Origin of the sequence: Chryseobacterium sp. P1-3 (assembly GCF_000738495.1) — a bacterium.
GTDB classification, from domain to species: domain Bacteria; phylum Bacteroidota; class Bacteroidia; order Flavobacteriales; family Weeksellaceae; genus Chryseobacterium; species Chryseobacterium gallinarum.
In genome coordinates this window covers 257,980-275,735 of sequence record NZ_JPEQ01000004.1, presented here as the reverse complement: position 1 = coordinate 275,735, position 17,756 = coordinate 257,980, and the positions used below count along the sequence as shown (strand labels likewise).

General features: G+C 36.5%; 13 protein-coding genes and 4 pseudogenes. 7 read left to right on the top strand and 10 right to left on the bottom strand.

Annotation, left to right across the window (positions count from 1 at the left end):
- Positions 1–1,251 carry a dicarboxylate/amino acid:cation symporter gene (locus tag HX13_RS04045; protein WP_050019999.1) on the bottom strand — a complete coding sequence of 417 codons (1,251 nt, stop codon included), beginning with the start codon at positions 1,249–1,251 and terminating at the stop codon, positions 1–3.
- A 221-nt stretch (positions 1,252–1,472) separates the two neighbouring features.
- On the opposite strand from HX13_RS04045, the pseudogene HX13_RS04040 reads away from it, so the two are divergent.
- The 5 genes and pseudogenes from HX13_RS04040 (at position 1,473) to HX13_RS26255 (ending at position 7,387) form a co-directional block, all read left to right on the top strand.
- Positions 1,473–1,956 (top strand): annotated as a pseudogene (locus HX13_RS04040) (BON domain-containing protein).
- 6 nt (positions 1,957–1,962) lie between these two features.
- Positions 1,963–2,382, top strand: a complete 420-nt coding sequence (locus tag HX13_RS04035; RefSeq protein WP_050019998.1) for an SH3 domain-containing protein — start codon at positions 1,963–1,965, stop codon at positions 2,380–2,382.
- 95 nt (positions 2,383–2,477) lie between these two features.
- Complete coding sequence (locus tag HX13_RS04030) at positions 2,478–4,670, top strand: TonB-dependent receptor (RefSeq protein WP_238555019.1); 2,193 nt, start codon at positions 2,478–2,480, stop codon at positions 4,668–4,670.
- Complete coding sequence (locus HX13_RS23355; RefSeq protein ID WP_238555018.1) at positions 4,621–5,223, top strand: outer membrane beta-barrel protein; 603 nt, start codon at positions 4,621–4,623, stop codon at positions 5,221–5,223. The genes HX13_RS04030 and HX13_RS23355 overlap by 50 nt, the downstream gene beginning before the upstream one ends.
- Before the next feature lie 303 nt (positions 5,224–5,526).
- Positions 5,527–7,387 (top strand): annotated as a pseudogene (locus HX13_RS26255) (CocE/NonD family hydrolase).
- A 263-nt stretch (positions 7,388–7,650) separates the two neighbouring features.
- Here the strand turns inward: HX13_RS26255 and HX13_RS04020 are convergent.
- From HX13_RS04020 to speB, 3 genes are all read right to left on the bottom strand, one after another.
- Positions 7,651–8,262: an alpha-ketoglutarate-dependent dioxygenase AlkB family protein gene (locus tag HX13_RS04020; protein WP_050019997.1), complete on the bottom strand. Its 612-nt coding sequence runs from the start codon at positions 8,260–8,262 to the stop codon at positions 7,651–7,653.
- A gap of 232 nt (positions 8,263–8,494) precedes the next feature.
- Positions 8,495–9,337 (bottom strand): bifunctional helix-turn-helix domain-containing protein/methylated-DNA--[protein]-cysteine S-methyltransferase, encoded by an 843-nt coding sequence (locus HX13_RS04015; protein WP_050019995.1) that lies wholly within the window; start codon positions 9,335–9,337, stop codon positions 8,495–8,497.
- Positions 9,338–9,406: 69 nt separating this feature from the next.
- Positions 9,407–10,264 (bottom strand): agmatinase, encoded by an 858-nt coding sequence (gene speB / locus HX13_RS04010; RefSeq protein WP_050019994.1) that lies wholly within the window; start codon positions 10,262–10,264, stop codon positions 9,407–9,409.
- Between the two features lie 357 nt (positions 10,265–10,621).
- Here speB and HX13_RS04005 point away from each other — a divergent pair.
- A pseudogene (locus HX13_RS04005) lies at positions 10,622–11,307 on the top strand (HAD family hydrolase).
- Positions 11,308–11,399: 92 nt separating this feature from the next.
- Here the strand turns inward: HX13_RS04005 and HX13_RS04000 are convergent.
- From HX13_RS04000 to HX13_RS03980, 5 genes are all read right to left on the bottom strand, one after another.
- On the bottom strand, positions 11,400–12,794 hold the full coding sequence (locus tag HX13_RS04000) for a decarboxylase (protein WP_050019993.1): 1,395 nt from the start codon (positions 12,792–12,794) through the stop codon (positions 11,400–11,402).
- Positions 12,795–12,916: 122 nt separating this feature from the next.
- Positions 12,917–13,792, bottom strand: coding sequence for a tyrosine-protein phosphatase (locus HX13_RS03995; protein WP_050019992.1), 876 nt, complete (start codon positions 13,790–13,792; stop codon positions 12,917–12,919).
- A 220-nt stretch (positions 13,793–14,012) separates the two neighbouring features.
- Complete coding sequence (locus tag HX13_RS03990) at positions 14,013–14,642, bottom strand: thiamine diphosphokinase (protein ID WP_050019991.1); 630 nt, start codon at positions 14,640–14,642, stop codon at positions 14,013–14,015.
- Entirely contained in the window at positions 14,632–15,201 is a 570-nt protein-coding gene (locus tag HX13_RS03985) for a cob(I)yrinic acid a,c-diamide adenosyltransferase (RefSeq protein ID WP_050019990.1), read from the bottom strand. The genes HX13_RS03990 and HX13_RS03985 overlap by 11 nt, the downstream gene beginning before the upstream one ends.
- Before the next feature lie 187 nt (positions 15,202–15,388).
- Complete coding sequence (locus HX13_RS03980; RefSeq protein WP_050019989.1) at positions 15,389–15,973, bottom strand: hypothetical protein; 585 nt, start codon at positions 15,971–15,973, stop codon at positions 15,389–15,391.
- A 185-nt stretch (positions 15,974–16,158) separates the two neighbouring features.
- Between HX13_RS03980 and HX13_RS03975 the strand changes: the two are divergent.
- Positions 16,159–16,651 (top strand): annotated as a pseudogene (locus HX13_RS03975) (DinB family protein).
- A gap of 82 nt (positions 16,652–16,733) precedes the next feature.
- Here HX13_RS03975 and HX13_RS03970 read toward each other — a convergent pair.
- Positions 16,734–17,687: a helix-turn-helix transcriptional regulator gene (locus HX13_RS03970; protein ID WP_050019988.1), complete on the bottom strand. Its 954-nt coding sequence runs from the start codon at positions 17,685–17,687 to the stop codon at positions 16,734–16,736.
- Positions 17,688–17,756 lie beyond the last annotated feature (69 nt).

Sequence of the window (17,756 nt, the reverse complement as noted above, 5' to 3'; positions counted from 1 at the left end):
TTAAACTTTATCTAAAGGTTCGGTTAACTGTCCTTCCCATTTGGAAACGGCAGAAGTTGCCAATGTATTTCCCAACACGTTGGTCATACTTCTTCCCATATCGCAGAAATGGTCAATCGGTAAAATCAGGGCAATTCCTTCCGGTGGAATTCCGAACATGGAACATGTGGCTACAATGATTACCAGTGATGCTCTCGGAACTCCTGCAATTCCTTTTGAGGTAAGCATTAACACCAGAAGCATGGTGATCTGCTGCCCAAGGGTCATTTCAATTCCATAGATCTGAGCTATAAAGATCGAAGCAAACGTCATATACATCATACTTCCATCCAGGTTAAAGGAATATCCCAAAGGCAGAATAAATGATACTACCCTGCTGTTACATCCGAATTTTTCTAGCTCTTCCACCAATTTCGGGAATACGGCTTCTGAGCTGGTGGTAGAGAAAGCGATCAATAAAGGCTCTTTGATTCTCTTTAACAGATCAAAAAGACGGTTTCCTAAAATAAAATATCCTACTATTAAAAGAACCACCCAGAGTACTCCTATGGCAAAGAAAAAATCTCTTAAATAAATGGCATAGACTTTAAAGATTTCAAAACCATTGGTCGCCACCACGGCTGCAATAGCTCCCAATACCCCAAATGGGGCAAACCACATGATGTATCCCACCATTTTAAGAATAGCATGGGCGATAATATCAAAAAGTTTTACCACAGGCTGGGCATATTCTTCTCCTAAATTGGCTAATGCTACACCGAACATAATGGCAAATACGACAATTTGCAGTACCTCATTGGTTGCAAAGGCTTCAAATAAACTTTTTGGAATCATATGCTTTACAAAGTCTTCCAGGGAAAAACTTTTACTGCTTTTAAGCAATTCATCAGCTGAGGCAACATCCTGAATCGGTAATTTGGTAACATGCCCCGGTTCCAGCCAGTTCACAAGGATCAACCCGATAAAAAGGGAAATCAAAGAAGCTGAAATAAACCAAAGCATCGCTTTTGTACCCACTCTTCCGATCATTTTGATATCACTCATTTTGGCAATTCCCACCACCAAAGTAGTAAAAACCAAAGGGGCAATAATCATCTGTACCAATCTGATGAAAACAGTTCCCAGCAATTTTATATTCTTGGAGAAGGGTTCGGCACTTTCCGGATATTTCACGTGTACAATCCCTCCGATTCCTACTCCCAGGATAAGAGCAATGATAATTGCTATAAAAAGTTTATTTTGTCCTTTCATATATATAGTTCAATTTGCGCAAATATAATGGTTTTTCAATTGGCAGGAGATTTTCCTTCAAATCAGATGAATAGTATATTAAGTTTCTGAAACATAAAAATTAAATCCCTGGTTTAGAAAATATTGTAAAAAAATTAAGAAACATTTATTGAATTTTTATTCCTTTGGTACAAATTTTATTATTACATTTGATTGTATAACAACATTAATAAATATACAATATGAAAAAAACTATCGCAATGGCTGCATTAGCTGTAGCTGTATCTTTCGGGGCAGTTTCTTGTAAAAAGAAAGTTTCTGATGCCGATCTTCAGACTCAGGCTACAACTGTAGTAACTTCTAATCCCAATGCTTCTGTTGAAGTAAAAGAAGGTGTAGCACACTTAAGCGGAACTTTCGCAGATCAACAGTCTAAGGATGCGATGATTGCTAAATTAAAAGCGATCAACGGAGTAAAAGATGTAATGGATATGTCGACTATTGCTGCAGCTCCTGCCCCAGTTGAGACTACTTCTGCTGTAGATCCTGCAGTTCAGAAAAAAAGTTCAGGATGCTGTAAAAGATTTCCCTTCTGTAAAAGTAGAAGTAGTAAACGGACAGCTTACGCTTACAGGAAATGTTTCAGGTCAGCAGGCCAGAAAAATCAAAGAATCTGTAGATGCTTTGAAAATCGGGAAGTATAACAATAACCTAATTGTAAAATAATTTAAAATGAGCGAATTACAAGATAAATATTCAAGTGTGGTTTCTGCAGCACAATCTGCAGGAATTTCAAATCTTCAGGTTCAGGAGCAGGACGGAATTCTTTACGTTTCCGGAAATGCTTCCAATACTGCGGCTAAAGATGCTGTATGGAATGCTTTAGGAGCTATCGATTCTACGTATTCTGCTTCAGATATCAACATTGATGTACAGGTAGCAGGTCTTGCTTCAGGAGCTTCTTTAACAGTAGCTACTGATGAGTCTAACCTGAATATCAGACAAGAGCCTTCCACTGAAGCTGCCGTTGTAGGTAAAGCAGCAAAAGGGTCTTCTGTAACCTTAATTGAACAGACATCTGATGACTGGTGGAAAGTAAAAACTGCTGACGGTCAGGAAGGGTACGCTTATTCAAGATATTTGAGAGCATAATTCAATAAAAAAGCATTTTTTTTTAAAATATTTTTATAGAAACATCCCTATTTGGGGATGTTTTTTATATTTTTAGCCTTTTGAAAAAAGATTCAATGAAGAAATTCTTAGCACTCCTGGTATTGCTTTTCAATGTCCTGATCATACATGCTCAAAAATTATATATCGACGGAAAAGTTTCTGACTTTGAAAAAAAGCCAGTAGAAAATGCTACGGTATATCTGCTGAAGGAGAAAGATTCATCTATTATCAACTATACTGCAACCAATAAAGAAGGCAAATTTTCGCTAAAAATTGATGAAGTAAAGGAACCTTCCATTCTTAAAATTGATGCTGAAAAATTATCTTCCTACTCTAAAAAATTTGAAAAGATCAGCCAGCAATTGTCTTTAGGAGATATTGAACTGGATAAAAAAAACAGGGTGACTACTATTGATGAAGTAAAAATCACCGTATCACCGGTAAAAATAAAGAAAGACACCATAGAATTTAATGCCTCGTCCATTAAGGTACGTCCTGACAGCAAAATTGAAGAGCTTCTGAAACAGATCCCGGGTGTGGAAATCAACAATGACGGGAAAATAACCGTCAATGGAAAAGATGTGGACCAGATTATGATCAACGGCAAACCATTCTTTGACAAAGACGGGAAAATTGCTTTACAAAATCTTCCTGCAGATATTATCAAAAATATTCAGTTTACAACAACCAAAACAAAGGAAGAAGAACTTAGCGGAAAAACTCCAAAATCTCAAAAAACCACCATTAATTTCAATATTGATGAAAAGAAAAACAAGGGATTGCTTTCAAGACTTACTGTTGGCTATGGTTCAGATAAACGTTATGAAGCCAGCGGACTGGTCAGCTATTTCAAGGGAGATACCAAAATAAGCCTTCTGGCTTCTTCCAATAATATCAACTCACAGGGTTTTTCCCGGGATGAAGTTTTTGACAGTATGGGAAGCGGCAGGAATTCATGGATGATGCAGGGAGGCTCATCTTCCGGCGGGGGTCAGGGAGGTACAAAAGGAATACAAACCTCTACTACCGTAGGTTTGAACTACAGTGATAAATTAGGGAAAGATGCCGATCTTGATTCCTTCAGCCTGATGTTTTCCGATTCCGATTCGGAAACACAATCAAAGGTCTCAAGAACGACCCTTCTTCCTGAATATTCTCTTCAGACCAGATCTGAAAATAATGGAAAAAGTGAATCCAAACAATATAATTTTGATACTTCAGCAAGGGTTAAGCTGGATTCTTTAACCAATATTTATGTTTCCCCGAGATTTACCAAATCAAGCAGTTTTAACAGTAATATTTCACAGTCTTCTACATTAAGAGACAACATTCTTGTAAACGAGAGCAGTTCCTACTCAAATAATCAGTCGGAAAACAATTCATTTACTCCTTCTATTTATTTTACCCGAAGATTCAGGAAGAAAGGCCGTGTTGTTTCTGCCAATATCAACAGTTCTATTGCTGAGTCTCAAAGGAATAATTTAAATCAATCCCAGAATACATTTTATCAGAATTCAGGAAATACGATGGATAACCGGGACCAGTTGACGAAAAATAAAAGCCAGAATAATAATTTCAATTTCAGTGCAGATTACACAGAGCCTGTTTCTGATTCAGCGACCATAAGTCTTCAATTAAAGTACGGAACGCGATCATCCCATGATTTGAGAGATGTTAATGATTTTGATGATGCAACGGGCCAATACTCAAAGTATAACCAGCTGCTTTCGAATAACATGAAACAAAGGATAAATCAGGTTACTCCTGAACTTACCTTCCAGGTCAGCAAAACAAAATTTAATTTCTGGGCTTCCATGAATCTGGATATTACAGATATGAAAGTAAATTCCATTTTCAACGGACAGCAATATAATCTTCAGAAAAATTTTGCCTTACCCGGATATAACATCAATATTTACTATCAGCTGGCAGAAGGTAAAAATATAAGCCTGTATAATTATTCCAATTTTACAATCCCCGGCGCGGAACAATTAACACCTTATAAGGATGAATCTAATCCGTTGATCACCTATACTGGAAATCCGGATTTGAAAAATACGTGGACCAACAGTATGTATTTGTATTTCAACAATTTCAATAAAATCAAAAATATCAATTATTATATCAATATTGGTTTTACTTATCGAAATAATGATATTATCAACTATACCAAATATGACGACGCCGGAAAGCAGATTGTTACCTATGACAATGTAAGTGGAAATAAAAAATTTCAATGCCGGTGGTGGTTTCAGCAAAACTTTTAAATGGAAACAAAATAAACTGACCATTAGCCCGAGATTCAATATGACGTATGCTTACAATAATGGTTTTATCAACGGACAGTCATTCACAAGCAACTCCTATAATCTTAACCCCGGATTAAATCTTATTTATGAAATCAGGGATAAAATGACCATTAAACCGTCGTACCGCCTTGGATACAGCTTTTCCAATTATACCAACTATAGTATTGACAAGATCAATACGGCAAACCAGTCGTTAAAGCTTGAATTAACCAATTACCTGTTCCAAAGCAGGTTTGTATTAGGTAATGATTTTGAATACAATACCAGCTCCAATATTGCTCCCGGTTTCAAAAAGGATTTTTATTTCTGGAATACCAGTCTGGGCTATTCTTTCTTCAAAAAACAATTTACTGCAAAGGTGAAAATTTATGATGTACTGAATCAAAACCAGAGTGTAAGAAGAACAATTACAGACTCCTATTTTGAAGACCGTGAAGATCTCATCCTGAGACGGTATATTATGTTTTCACTTAGCATGAAGCTGAATAAATTTGCCGGCAAAAAAATGTAAACACCATACTTTTATATATTTTTCAGATATGGCCGGGAATTTCCCCGGCTATTTTACTAATCATTCTAGGCAAATGTTTTTTTAACCACAAAAGATTTAAACACTTAAGTTATTTTTAAGTTACTCTAACTATTTGATAAGTATACAAAAGTTCTCTGAAAACCTGAACTTTTTTAGCCAAATAAGTTGCTAAACTATGTTTATCCGATAGAAATTCAATCATATTCTCTTTTTAAAAGAAGATTCATATGGTAAACTACGAAAAGAGTATTTTTATTTTTAAATTAGCCGTAAATTTTATTTATGAAAACCCAAATTTCAGTTTTATTTATTCTATTTTTCTTTTTCGGGAGAGCCCAAAATACCGAGCAAAAGGATAATTTTGTTAAAGATAATTTTACTAAAAAAGAATTTTATATCCCAATGCGGGATGGCGTTAAGCTTTTCACAGCAGTTTATATTCCAAAAGATATTTCCAATAAAAATAAATATCCTTTCCTGATGCAGAGAACCTGCTACAGCATTGCTCCTTATGGTGAAAATGAATATAAGACGAAAATAGGACCTAACCCCTATCTGATGAAGGACAAATATATTTTTGTATATCAGGATGTACGGGGAAGGTATATGAGTGAAGGAACTTTTACCAATATGACCCCGCAGGTGGAGCACAAAACAAAAAAAGATGTGGATGAAAGTACTGATACTTATGACACCATCGAATGGTTATTGAAAAACATCAAAGATAACAATGGTAAGGTAGGCCAGTTTGGTACTTCTTATCCTGGTTTTTATACTGCTGTAGGAACATTGGCACAGCATCCTGCACTTGTCGCCTCTTCTCCCCAGGCCCCCATTTCTGATTTCTGGAATGATGATTTTCTGCACAATGGAAGATTTATGCTGGGGTATTTCAGAACATTTCCTGTTTTTGGCGTTCAAAAAACCAAACCGGAAAACAAAGCGTGGTATATGGATTCTTTCATTAAACAAACTTCTGAAGACGGTTTGAAGTTCTACAGGGAGCTTGGTACCTTAAAGGATGGCTATGAAAAATATTACAAAAATAATTTCTTTATGACGGAAATTATGAATCATACTAACTATGATGAATTCTGGCAAAAAAGAGGCCTTCTTCCACATCTTAAAAATATTAATCATGCTGTAATGACTGTAGGAGGCTGGTTTGATGCTGAAGACCTTTCCGGCCCTTTAAATATTTATAAAACGATTGAAAAAACCAGCCCTAAAGCAAAAAAATACTATTGTAATGGGCCCTTTCTCTCATGGCGGATGGTCTCAGGAACAAGGGAAACATTTCCACAGTGAGACGTATTTCGGAGACAGTATCGCGACCTATTATCAGAAAAACGTAGAAACAAAGTTCTTTACCCATTATCTGAAGGGAAACACCAAAGAAGATGCCGGGCTTCCTGAAGCTTTGATGTATGATACCGGAGCTAAAGTATGGAAAGAATTTGCTTCTTATCCTCCTAAAAATACTCAGAAAATCAATTTTTATTTATCGGATAAAACATTAAAAAAGACTGCGGGGCAAGGGTATTCCGAATATTACAGTGATCCCGGAAATCCGGTTCTGAGTTCGGATCATCTTAAAGATTTTAATGGTTTCACTCCCAGAAACTATATGTCAGAAGATCAGCGTTTTGCTGTGGGAAGACCTGATGTATTAACATTTACCACGGATGTTCTGACAGAAGACATTACGTTTGCCGGAGAAATCATGGCAAAACTGAATATCGCATCCTCTTCTACCGATGCTGACTTCGCCGTGAAGCTTATTGATGTTTACCCTGAAGATTTTAAACCTATTGAAAAGAAAGAAGGTGTTATTTACGGAAATTATCATCAGATGGTAAGAAGTGAAATTATGCCTGCCAGATTCAGAAATACCAGAGAGAAAGGAGAAGCACTAATTCCTGACCAGAAAACAGCAGTAAACTTCAGGCTACAGGATGTAGTTCATACTTTCAAAAAAGGACATAAAATCCAGATCCAGATCAGCAGCACATGGTTCCCGTTATTTGCTGTTAACCCACAAAAGTTTTTGGAAAATCCAAATTTCGCTTCCAAGGAAGATTATACTAAAGCATTTATTAAAGTGTATGGTGACAGTTCTATTGAAGCTGATATCTTAAAATAAATTGAAAAGCTGTTCAAAAGAACAGCTTTTTTGTTTTTATCTCTCGTTGATTTAACAGGTAACGCAGCCTTGTCAATGTTTTTATTTATACTCTCGCGGATTGAGCAGATTTTGCAGATGATTGCGTTAAACATCTGCGTGATTTGTGTAATCTGCGAGAATTTTTATTCTTTAAATAAAGAAGAGTATTTCCCGCAGATGGCATAGATTTTCACAGGTGACTGCGTTAGAATCTGCGTGATTTGCATAATCTGCGAGAGTCTTTATTCTTCAATTGTTCTGAAAGTAAGGTTCACTCTTGGAGTTTTCACTTTGGTTGTTGGTGGAAGTCTGTGAAGCCAGTTGTCCTGGGTTGTTCCTTTCATAATCAGTAAGCTTCCATTTTCCAGGAATATTTCTACTTTTTCTTTAGTCTGCTTATGTTTGAATAAAAATTTTCTTTCTGCTCCAAAGGAGAGAGAAGCAATGGCGCCGTGCTTTTTCAGATCAGTTTCTCCATCACTGTGATAAGCCATTCCCTCACTTCCATCGTGGTATAAATTAAGCAGGCAGGAGTTGTAAGTTTCACCTGAAACTTCTTCACATTTTTTCTTTAATTCCAATAATTCCGGAGTCCATAATTTTGCATACTTTGTCCGTTTTGAATACGTATATTCAAATGGCTTTTCTCCGAACCAGGCTACCTTTCTCCTGGTCAGTATTAATTTTCCAAAAATGACAGCCTCATCATTTTCCCATGGAATATGATTGAACAGGTAATCATAATAGATATCAGACTCTTCTTTTGAGAAGATTTTGCCATAGTACAACACCATCCCGTCATGCGGAAGAAGGCTTAAAGAATACTCTGGTATTTCATCAAACAGACTCAGCATTGTTTTTGTTTTGAGTATTACAAATTACGTAATGTTTTTGGAAAGGTCTGAAATTATAATAAGACCACCCGGCAAAAAGATTCCGCCATCCCAAGGGATTTTTCCTGTTTAATAAAATAATTGAAAACCATAGATTTTCAGAAAATTTTTGTGTACTTCTAAAACAGTTAGCAATTGCTAAAAATAACTTAAGTGTTATAATTCTTCGTGATTTTATGATTAAAAAAATACCTTAAGAGTAAACCTGTGAACTTTCCCAGCCCACAATCATCTGCTTTCTGTCATTACCCCACCGGTATCCGCCAAGATGTCCTGTAGACTGAATGACACGGTGACAAGGAATAAGAAAGGCTACGGGATTGCTTCCAATGGCAGTTCCTACGGCTCTTGACGCTTTCGGACTTCCTATCTTTTCTGCCAGGTTACCATAGGTGGATAGTTTTCCCATAGGAATCTTTAATAAGCTTTCCCATACCTTAAGCTGAAAATCAGTACCTTTTAAGTGAAGTTTGATGGTATTGAGCTTTGTCCAGTCCTTATTGAATATAGACAATGCGTTTTGCTGAAGAGCATCTTGTTTCTCTGAAAAAGATGCATTAGGGAATTTACCTTTAAGATTCCCTAATGCTCTATTTTTATCGTCTTCAAAAGCCATATAGCAGATTCCTTTTTCGGTAGAGGCTACCAATAGAGTTCCAAAAGGACTTTCGGAGAAGCTGTAATGAATGCTGAGGCTTTTTCCACCGTTTTTATATTCCGCCGGAGACATTCCTTCTATTTTTACAAACAGATCATGTAATCTGCTGGTACTGGAAAGTCCTGTCTCATAAGCGGTATCAAAAATACTTGCTTTTTCTTCCTTCAATAAATTTTTAGCATGTTCAAGACTGATGAACTGTAAAAATTTTTTCGGACTTGTTCCTGCCCAATCTGTGAAAATCTTCTGAAAATGAGCGGGACTCAAGTGAATATTCTCTGCCACTTCTTCCAAACTTGGCTGAAGCCTGAAATTGCTCCGGATATATTCTATCGCTTTGGCAATCCTGTTATAATCTATTTGATTTTGTGTGGACATTTTACTTTTGTTTTACCTCACAAATTTCCAAAGAATATACGGCAGAAAAAATCCGATTCTTGCGGAATCTTAGTTGTTATTATAAATATGGTTATAGGCAAGCATTTTATAATATAGCTTAGCCGCAAGGAAAGCGGTAGGTTTTGCCATTGGCGAATCCATCAGCTCTACAATGTCGAATGCTACTACATTACATTTTTCAAATACTTTTCTTAATAATTCCAGAGTAGGATACCATTGTAATCCTCCTGGTTCAGGAGTTCCTGTAGATGGAGCAATAGCAGGGTCAAAAGCATCCAGGTCAATCGTGATATAAACATTTCCTGAAACTTTTTCCAACACATCATTCACCCAATTTTCATTATTCGCAATTTCATGGGCAAAAAACACTCTTCCTTCCGGAAGATATTGGGCTTCTTCAGCATCCATAGAACGAATTCCAACCTGTACCAGGTTGTGTTTCTGATTGGCTTCAAAAACAGCACAAGCATGATTAGAAGTAGAACCATGGAACTCAGGACGTAAATCTGTGTGAGCATCTAACTGAAGAACGGTAAGGTTTTCAAACTTTTCCCCTACTGCACGAATAGAACCAATAGAAACAGAATGTTCTCCTCCAAATAAGGTAAACACCTTTCCTTCATTTTCCAAGAGCTCCTTTGTTTTTTGATAAACAGCCTCTGTCATTGCTTCCGGACTTGAGTCTTCAGTAATTTCTCCTGCCAGGTATACTCCGTCAAGATAGGGTTCTGTTTGCGTTTCAATGTCATAAAGCTCCATATTTTCAGAAGCGTCAAGGAATAATTCAGGGCCTTTATCAGCTCCTTTTCCCCATGTTGAAGTTCCATCGTAAGGAACTGTCAGCAACATTACTTTTGAATTCTCCAACGTTGCGTTTTCTTCTGGAATTCCTGCGTATGTTCTCATGCTTTATTTTAATATTTTTAATATTGTAATTGACAGCAAAGATACGAAGAGTTTACGAGTTGGAGAGAAAGAGTGTGGAGAGTTTGTGAATGATATATATATGTTAGGAAGCTGGAGGCTGGAATAAGGAAGTCATAAAGAGCAAAAAAACAATTTGAATTCAATTTTATCAGCATTTTTCAATTTATTTATCATAGTTACAGTAAAACTTATTCTACCATAACTTCCAGCTTCCCTCTTCTGGCTTCCTACTTTTTTCTATTTAAAAACTAAACAATTACGAACTGATATTTCCCTAACGATCTGTTCACTTTCCTCTTTCAACTCAAATTCCTATTTTTGTGAAAAACTTAGAATATGTCTTTAAAAGCTGTTCTTTTCGATATGGATGGAGTTATTGTAGACACAGAACCATTGCATAGAAAAGCTTATTTCAAAAACGTTTTGATGAATTGGAAATTACAGTTTCCGAAGATTTATACACCTCTTTTACAGGCGCTTCTACTAAAAGAGTTTGTGAAACATTAATTCAGCAATATAATCTAAGCCATACCTATGAGGCCATTGCTGATATCAAAAGAGCTCATTTCAAAGATTATTTCTATAATGACGATGAGTTTGATTTAATTCCGGGGGTCAGAAAACTGATTGAACATTATCATGAAAACGGGATAAAGCTGGTACTTGCCTCTTCAGCCACCATGACGACAATCAATATGGTCTTTGAGAAGTTCGGACTGGAGAAATATTTCAGCGGAAAAATCAGTGGTGCTGATTTGAAAGAATCCAAGCCTCACCCTGAAGTTTTCCTTCTGGCCGCAGAACTGGCTGGTGAAGCTCCTGAAAGCTGTATGGTCATCGAAGATTCCACCAATGGAATTCTTGCTGCCCACAGAGCCAGGATTTTCTGTGCTGCATACAGAAGTCCACATTCCAAAAATCAGGATTATACACTCGCGGATACGGTTGTGATGGATTATGAAGAATTAGTATTGGACAAGATTTCAAAATATTTTTTAAATAAAGAAGCTCTCAGAATCTGAGAGCTTTTGTTTTGTATAAGTTTTGGCTAAAGCCAATCGAATTTTTAATTTTTAATTAAACGGGCTAAAGCCCGTTCCTACTGATTACAGGATTATTTATACCCAAGAAGCTTCAATACATCTTCCGGTTCTTGTTTTTCACGGAAAATTTCATACTGAAGCTCACCGTTCTCATCCTTCTGGATCAGGATGTGTCTTGGCTGAGGCATAAGGCAATGATGTACCCCACCATAACCACCGATTGTTTCCTGATATGCGCCCGTGTGGAAGAATCCGATGTACAAAGGCTTGGTATCACTGAAAACCGGCAGATAGATTGCGTTGGTATGCTGTTCAGAGTTATAATAATCGTCCGAATCGCATGTGAGACCACCTAAAAATACCCGTTCATAGGTATCTTCCCAACGGTTCAGCGGAAGCATGATAAAATGTCTTGATATGGCCCACGTATCAGGAAGAGTCGTCATGAAAGAAGAGTCGATCATATTCCACTTTTCTCTGTCATTCTGGCGTTTCTGAGAAATAATTTTATACAGGTTGGCTCCGCTCTCTCCTACGGTAAAGCTTCCGAATTCCGTATAGATATTAGGTTCTTCTACTCCTTCTTCTTCACAGAACTTCTTGATTTGGGAAACGATCTCTTCTACCATGTACTGATAATCGTAATCGAAGTTCAAAGAGGTTTTGATTGGGAAACCACCCCCGATGTTCAGAGAATCCACTTCAGGAGCAATTTTTTTCAGACGCGCATATACACGAAGACATTTATACAATTCGTTCCAGTAATATGCCGTATCCTTAATTCCTGTATTGATAAAGAAATGAAGCATTTTCAACCTTGCATTCGGATGTTCTGCAATTTTCTGGCTGTAATAAGGAATAATATCTTTATATCCGATCCCTAATCTTGAGGTATAGAATTCAAACTTCGGCTCTTCCTCTGATGCAATTCTGATTCCTATATCAAAAGTAGAATCAATACTTTCTGTAAGCTTATCCAGCTCTCTGTAATTATCAAGAATCGGGGTAATATTTTCAAATCCGTTATTGATCATATCTGAAATTTTAGCCAGATAATCATCGGTTTTAAAACCATTACAGATCACTTCAATATTCTTATCTACCTTACCTTTTTCATAAAGGGATTTTACAATATCCATGTCATACGCAGATGATGTTTCTATGGAAATATCATTCTTCAGGGCTTCTTCCAATACGAAGTTAAAATGACTGGATTTTGTACAGTAGCAGTAGGTATAATTCTTTTTATATTCGGTTTTCTCAAAAGCTTCTTTAAACCAGCCTTTCGCTTTCTGAATATTTTGAGAAATTCTCGGCAGGTAGCTAATCTTTAGCGGAGTGCCAAATTGTTCAACAACATCCATCAAAGGAATGTCGTGAAACAACAAATTGTTCTCAGAAACATTAAATTCCTCTGTAGGAAAATATAATGTCTGATCAATAAGTTCCGAGTATTTTATTTTCATTTCTAAACAAGTGAATTAAGAAATGCAAAATTGCTAAAAAAGTTTCATTTTTAGGTGTTAAAATTATTATAATTTTAAATTAGCTCCTAATATTGAATCTTACAAAAATTTATCTCTGATAATCAATAGGTAAACTTTTGGATATATTCAGTTCTTTTGGCATCTGAAATACCCAATACCTTCTGGATATAAGCATCCGTAGAACCATATTTTTTATTGATTTCCCCAAAAGCAGCATCAAGATATCGTTTTTCCACCCAGCTCAGTTTTTCCAGTACCTGCAAATCCATTTTGGGATATAGAAAATGTAAGTTTCCGGCAAGGTGGAGTCTTTTCCGGACGAGATTCTTTCTGTAGTTATTGGATAAAAGATATTCGTTGTAAATTGTTTCTTCGTCAAACTTCAGAATGGCTAAAATCAGGGCTGTGATTATTCCTGTCCTGTCTTTTCCTGCCGTGCAGTGATACAATACCGGATGATCTGCTTCCAGGATCTCTGCAATAATTGTTTTTATGGTTTCCGGATTTTCGGTTACGTACTCACGATAGAAATCCACCATTCTTTTATCCGCATCCGAAGCCTTAACCTTTCCCTTAAGTACCAGTTTTCTTGCCTGGGCAAGCTGATCTCCCCGATCTTCAAAGGCTGAGTATTTTTTATAAGTGATCCCATTTGGAAGATGATCCGGTTTTTCAAAAATCTCTTTTGAATTTCTTAAATCTATAATTTCAGCAATTCCCAGTTTTCCAAACTCATCAAAAGACTTCTTTTTAAGTTGATGAAGATGGGCACTTCTGTAGAGCATACCTTCTTTTAAAGCTCTCCCTTCCGTATTTTTAATATTGCCTACTGTACGGAAATTATAAACCTTTTTGATGTTAAGAACTTTTTCCGTTTCATTTTTACCATATTCCGGGGTTTCAAAATGCTGTGTTTTGCATGAGAATATACAGCATAGTGATATGCTGAGAACTGATATTTTGATTAATGTATTCAAAAGTTTTTGGGATTTAACACAAAAGGTACGAAAGTTTTTATAATAACACTTTAGTTTACTTAAGTAAGCTTAAAAGTACACTTAAGCAGGAAAAGATTTTCAGCAAACTTAAGTGTGCTTCTTATTTTAAGTTTTGGCTAAAGCCAATGGAATTTATTTTTTTATTGAACGGGCTAAAGCCCGTTTCTATTTGAATTACTTGTTGGGTTATTAAATCCTATCACAAATAATTTTTTCCGATAAAAATCAACAGGTCCCCTTTTTCATATTCGATGGAAACCTCATCTTCAATCGCAAAATTTCTTGTTCCGATTCTTGAGGTAATACTTAAGCTTCCGTTATGTAAAGGCCAGTTTAATCCTTTTGTGGTTACATTTTCTACAGAAGGGAATGGATATAATGAAATCATTTTATCCTGAACTCCATTGATGGTAAAGCTTTTGGGGATAAAATAATATTCTGAAAATTCGTCGTAAAATTTCAAATTCATTTTATCTTTAAAAGCATAGGCTACCGTCAGATTTCCTAAAAAGTGGTCCTGCTCTCCGCCACTACCTCCCAAAATATCGACTGCTTTACCTCCTTTTTCAGCAATAATATCCAAAGCCTTATGGAAATCCGTTTTATCCTGATCCGGGGTATGAATAAATTTTTCCTGATAAATATTTTCATCTGTACCTGAATGAGAATCGAAATCGCCTGAAATAAAATCCAGTTTATCCAGCGGGAACCCTATTCTTTTTAAATAATGAAAGGCACCGTCCGTACAGGCGATCAGGTCATAATTCTCCGGATCCGGAAAGGATTCCGGTGCATCTCCATTGATGAAAAGCAATACTTTATCTTTCATTCGGATTCCAGTATTCTTCCGGTTCATTATTCAATTTGGAAACGTATCTTGCCAGCACAAAAAGATAATCTGAAAGCCTGTTTAAATATTTGATCAATTCAGGACGTACTTCCTCAGATTCATTCAGAAATACCAAAGAGCGTTCTGCCCTTCTGCAAATGGTTCTTGCTGCATGTAGAAACGTTGCTGGTTTTCCGCCTCCGGGGAGAATGAAATACTGAAGGGGTTCCAGTTTTTCATCAAAAGCATCCATCCATTGTTCCAGTTCCTCAATCTCTGCTTCGGAAATAATTAAAGGAAGACGTGACTTCCCGTTTGCCAACATCAGTTTATCCACCGGTGTTGCAGCTTCCGAGCCTACTGTAAACAGATCAAACTGTATTTTTTTTAATTGCTTTAAAACTTCTTCATCCTCAATATGACTTTTGGCAATTCCAATAAATGAATTCAGTTCATCTATATTTCCATAACTGTCAACTCTTGCGCTGGCTTTGGAAACTCTCGTTCCACCGTACAATGCCGTTTGCCCTTTGTCGCCTGTTTTTGTATAAATTTTCATACTACTAAAATACTTTTTTTTTGTACAATGTAAAAAGTAAAAATGTTCGCATGATGTGCACACAATCATTTTGGAGAAGATTAACCACAAAAGGCCACAAAAGTTTCTTACAAAATATTACATTGAGATACTTCCTCCCCACTTACAATGTCCAAAAAATGGCCGGGAAAAACCGGCCATATCCAAATTATTTATTTACCTCTACGTATTGTATGATGGTCTGACTGGTGGGGCTGTAGATCAGTGTACTGCTGTTTGGAAACCTCTTCAGCTTATAATACTGAATGCTTTTATCGGTTTTAATTTCATCCAGGAAACGGGTGTCAAAAGTATTTTCGGGAAGAAATTTTGAAGCAAGACTTATTTTATCTATGATACTTTGCCCATCAATCTTACGGGCTTTTTTATCCGATTTACTTTCATCGGTAGTAGGCTGACTTTCCAAAAAAGGAAGCAGCGCTGCAATATCCGCTTTATATTTAAAGACATATCCTTCAGAACCAGTAGGAAATTTGAACTTTTTTCCTTTTTCATCAGAAATTACGGGTGCTCCTGTACCAGGAAAAACCGTGTTAAATTTAACATCTTTAGAGTTGGTTAGAGAATTAATAGATTCGTTCACTGTTTTTTTAACGCTTTCTTCTACTACCTGCTGGGCTTTCTGCTGCACTGTTTCTTTTGTTTTTTGTACAGTCTGATCTATTTTCTCTTCGATTTTATTACATGATATTAATAAAAATGCCGTTATAACGGGCAAAATATACTTCTTCATAATGCAATTCAGTTAATGGTCAATTTCTTTTTTATTAATTCACTTTTCTTTTAACGGAAAAGCAGATGCAGATATTTTAACAGAAAAAATATTTTTTTTTAATCTCTAAAAATCCTGCTGACAAACTGTTGTCATAACCCCATTTTATCTTTGTATCAACAATAACAAACAAAAACCATACAATTATGACAACTACAGCAACAGCCACTAAACAATTCATGTCCACAGAACAGTTATTAGAGCACTGGCAAGGCCACAGAAACCTGACAAGGAGAGTGATTGAGAGCTTTCCTGAAAAAAGAGTTATTTGAATTTTCAGTAGCCGGCATGAGACCTTTTGCAAAACTGGCAGTAGAATTAATCAGTATTGCAGGACCTGCACTAAAAGGAATTATTGAAAATAATATGGAAGCCTATAATGAAGAGAGCTTTAATCCCAAAACAAAGGAAGAGATCTTAAAAAAATGGGATGAGGAAACGGAGGTAATCAACCATTATTTCAACCAGATTTCTGCAGAACGCTTCCAGGAAACTTTCAACCTGTTCGGGCAGTACGAGTTTCCCGTATATCAGAACATCCTTTATTTCATAGATAATGAGATCCATCACCGTGGACAGGGGTATGTTTACCTGAGAGCCTTAGGTATTGAGCCGCCATTTTTCTGGGAGAGATTCTAGTAAGGGTCTTTTTACTTCACAAACCATTTCATTTATTTGTCTCAATTAAGTCTTTAAACCTCAACAATTACTCTGTTGGGGTTTATTTATGCCTCTCAGACATCTTTATCAGAAGCTCGCTCAGTCTTATACGAAGGCTTTCCGGCTCTAAGACCGTTGCATAATCTGCAAAAGTGACCAGCCAGCGTGGAAATCCATCATTAATCCATTCTGTTTCAAAGATCAGTTCTACTCCTTCAGCGGTTTCTACTTCTTCGATTAATCCATAATATCTTTTAGAATTTACGAGATGGGCCATGATTTTTTTATCTACCAAAATTCTGGCTTTTTCCTTTTGGCCGTGGGATTTTTTCCGATAATCATTTACCTGTCCGTATTCCTGCAGAAAAGGGTTTTGTGTTTTGGAAATTTTTAAAATCCTATCGATTCTGAATTGTCTGAAATCATTCCTCAGGGTACAATAGGCCATGATATACCAAAAATTAAATTCAAAGAAGACCCCTACAGTTTCAATTGTCCTGGTCGTCACCCTGGAATCTACCGTCTGGTACTCTATCGTCAACTGGGTTTTCTCTGCAATACTCTCCAGAATAATAGGGATCACATTTTTCAGGGAATCCCCGGGTTGCGCATGCACATTAAAAACATCAATCTGCTTTTCAATATTACTGATCAGGTTTTTGTCTGAATATCTCAATACTGAACGTACTTTTTCCATAGCAGTCTGGTAATGCTCCCCCAGGCTTTGATGAGAAAACTTCTGCATAAGCTTTTCGGCAGTAATAAAGCTTAGCACTTCTTCCTTGGTAAACATCACGGGAGGAAGTTTATATCCGTCCATTAAAGAATAACCGTTTCCAGCTTCTCCTACAATAGGAATACCTGCGTTTTCCAATGTTTTTACATCGCGGTAAATGGTTCTGATACTCACATCAAATTTTTCAGCCAGATCCTGTGCTCTCACAACAGGTTTAGACTGTAACTGGGTAAGAATAGCGGTTACCCGATCGAGTTTCTTAAGGTAGTGATCATTCATTTCTGTCAACAAAACTAAAATTCTTTTTTGAGGTATGACTTATAAAAGTATCAGCTTTTTTGTTAAATT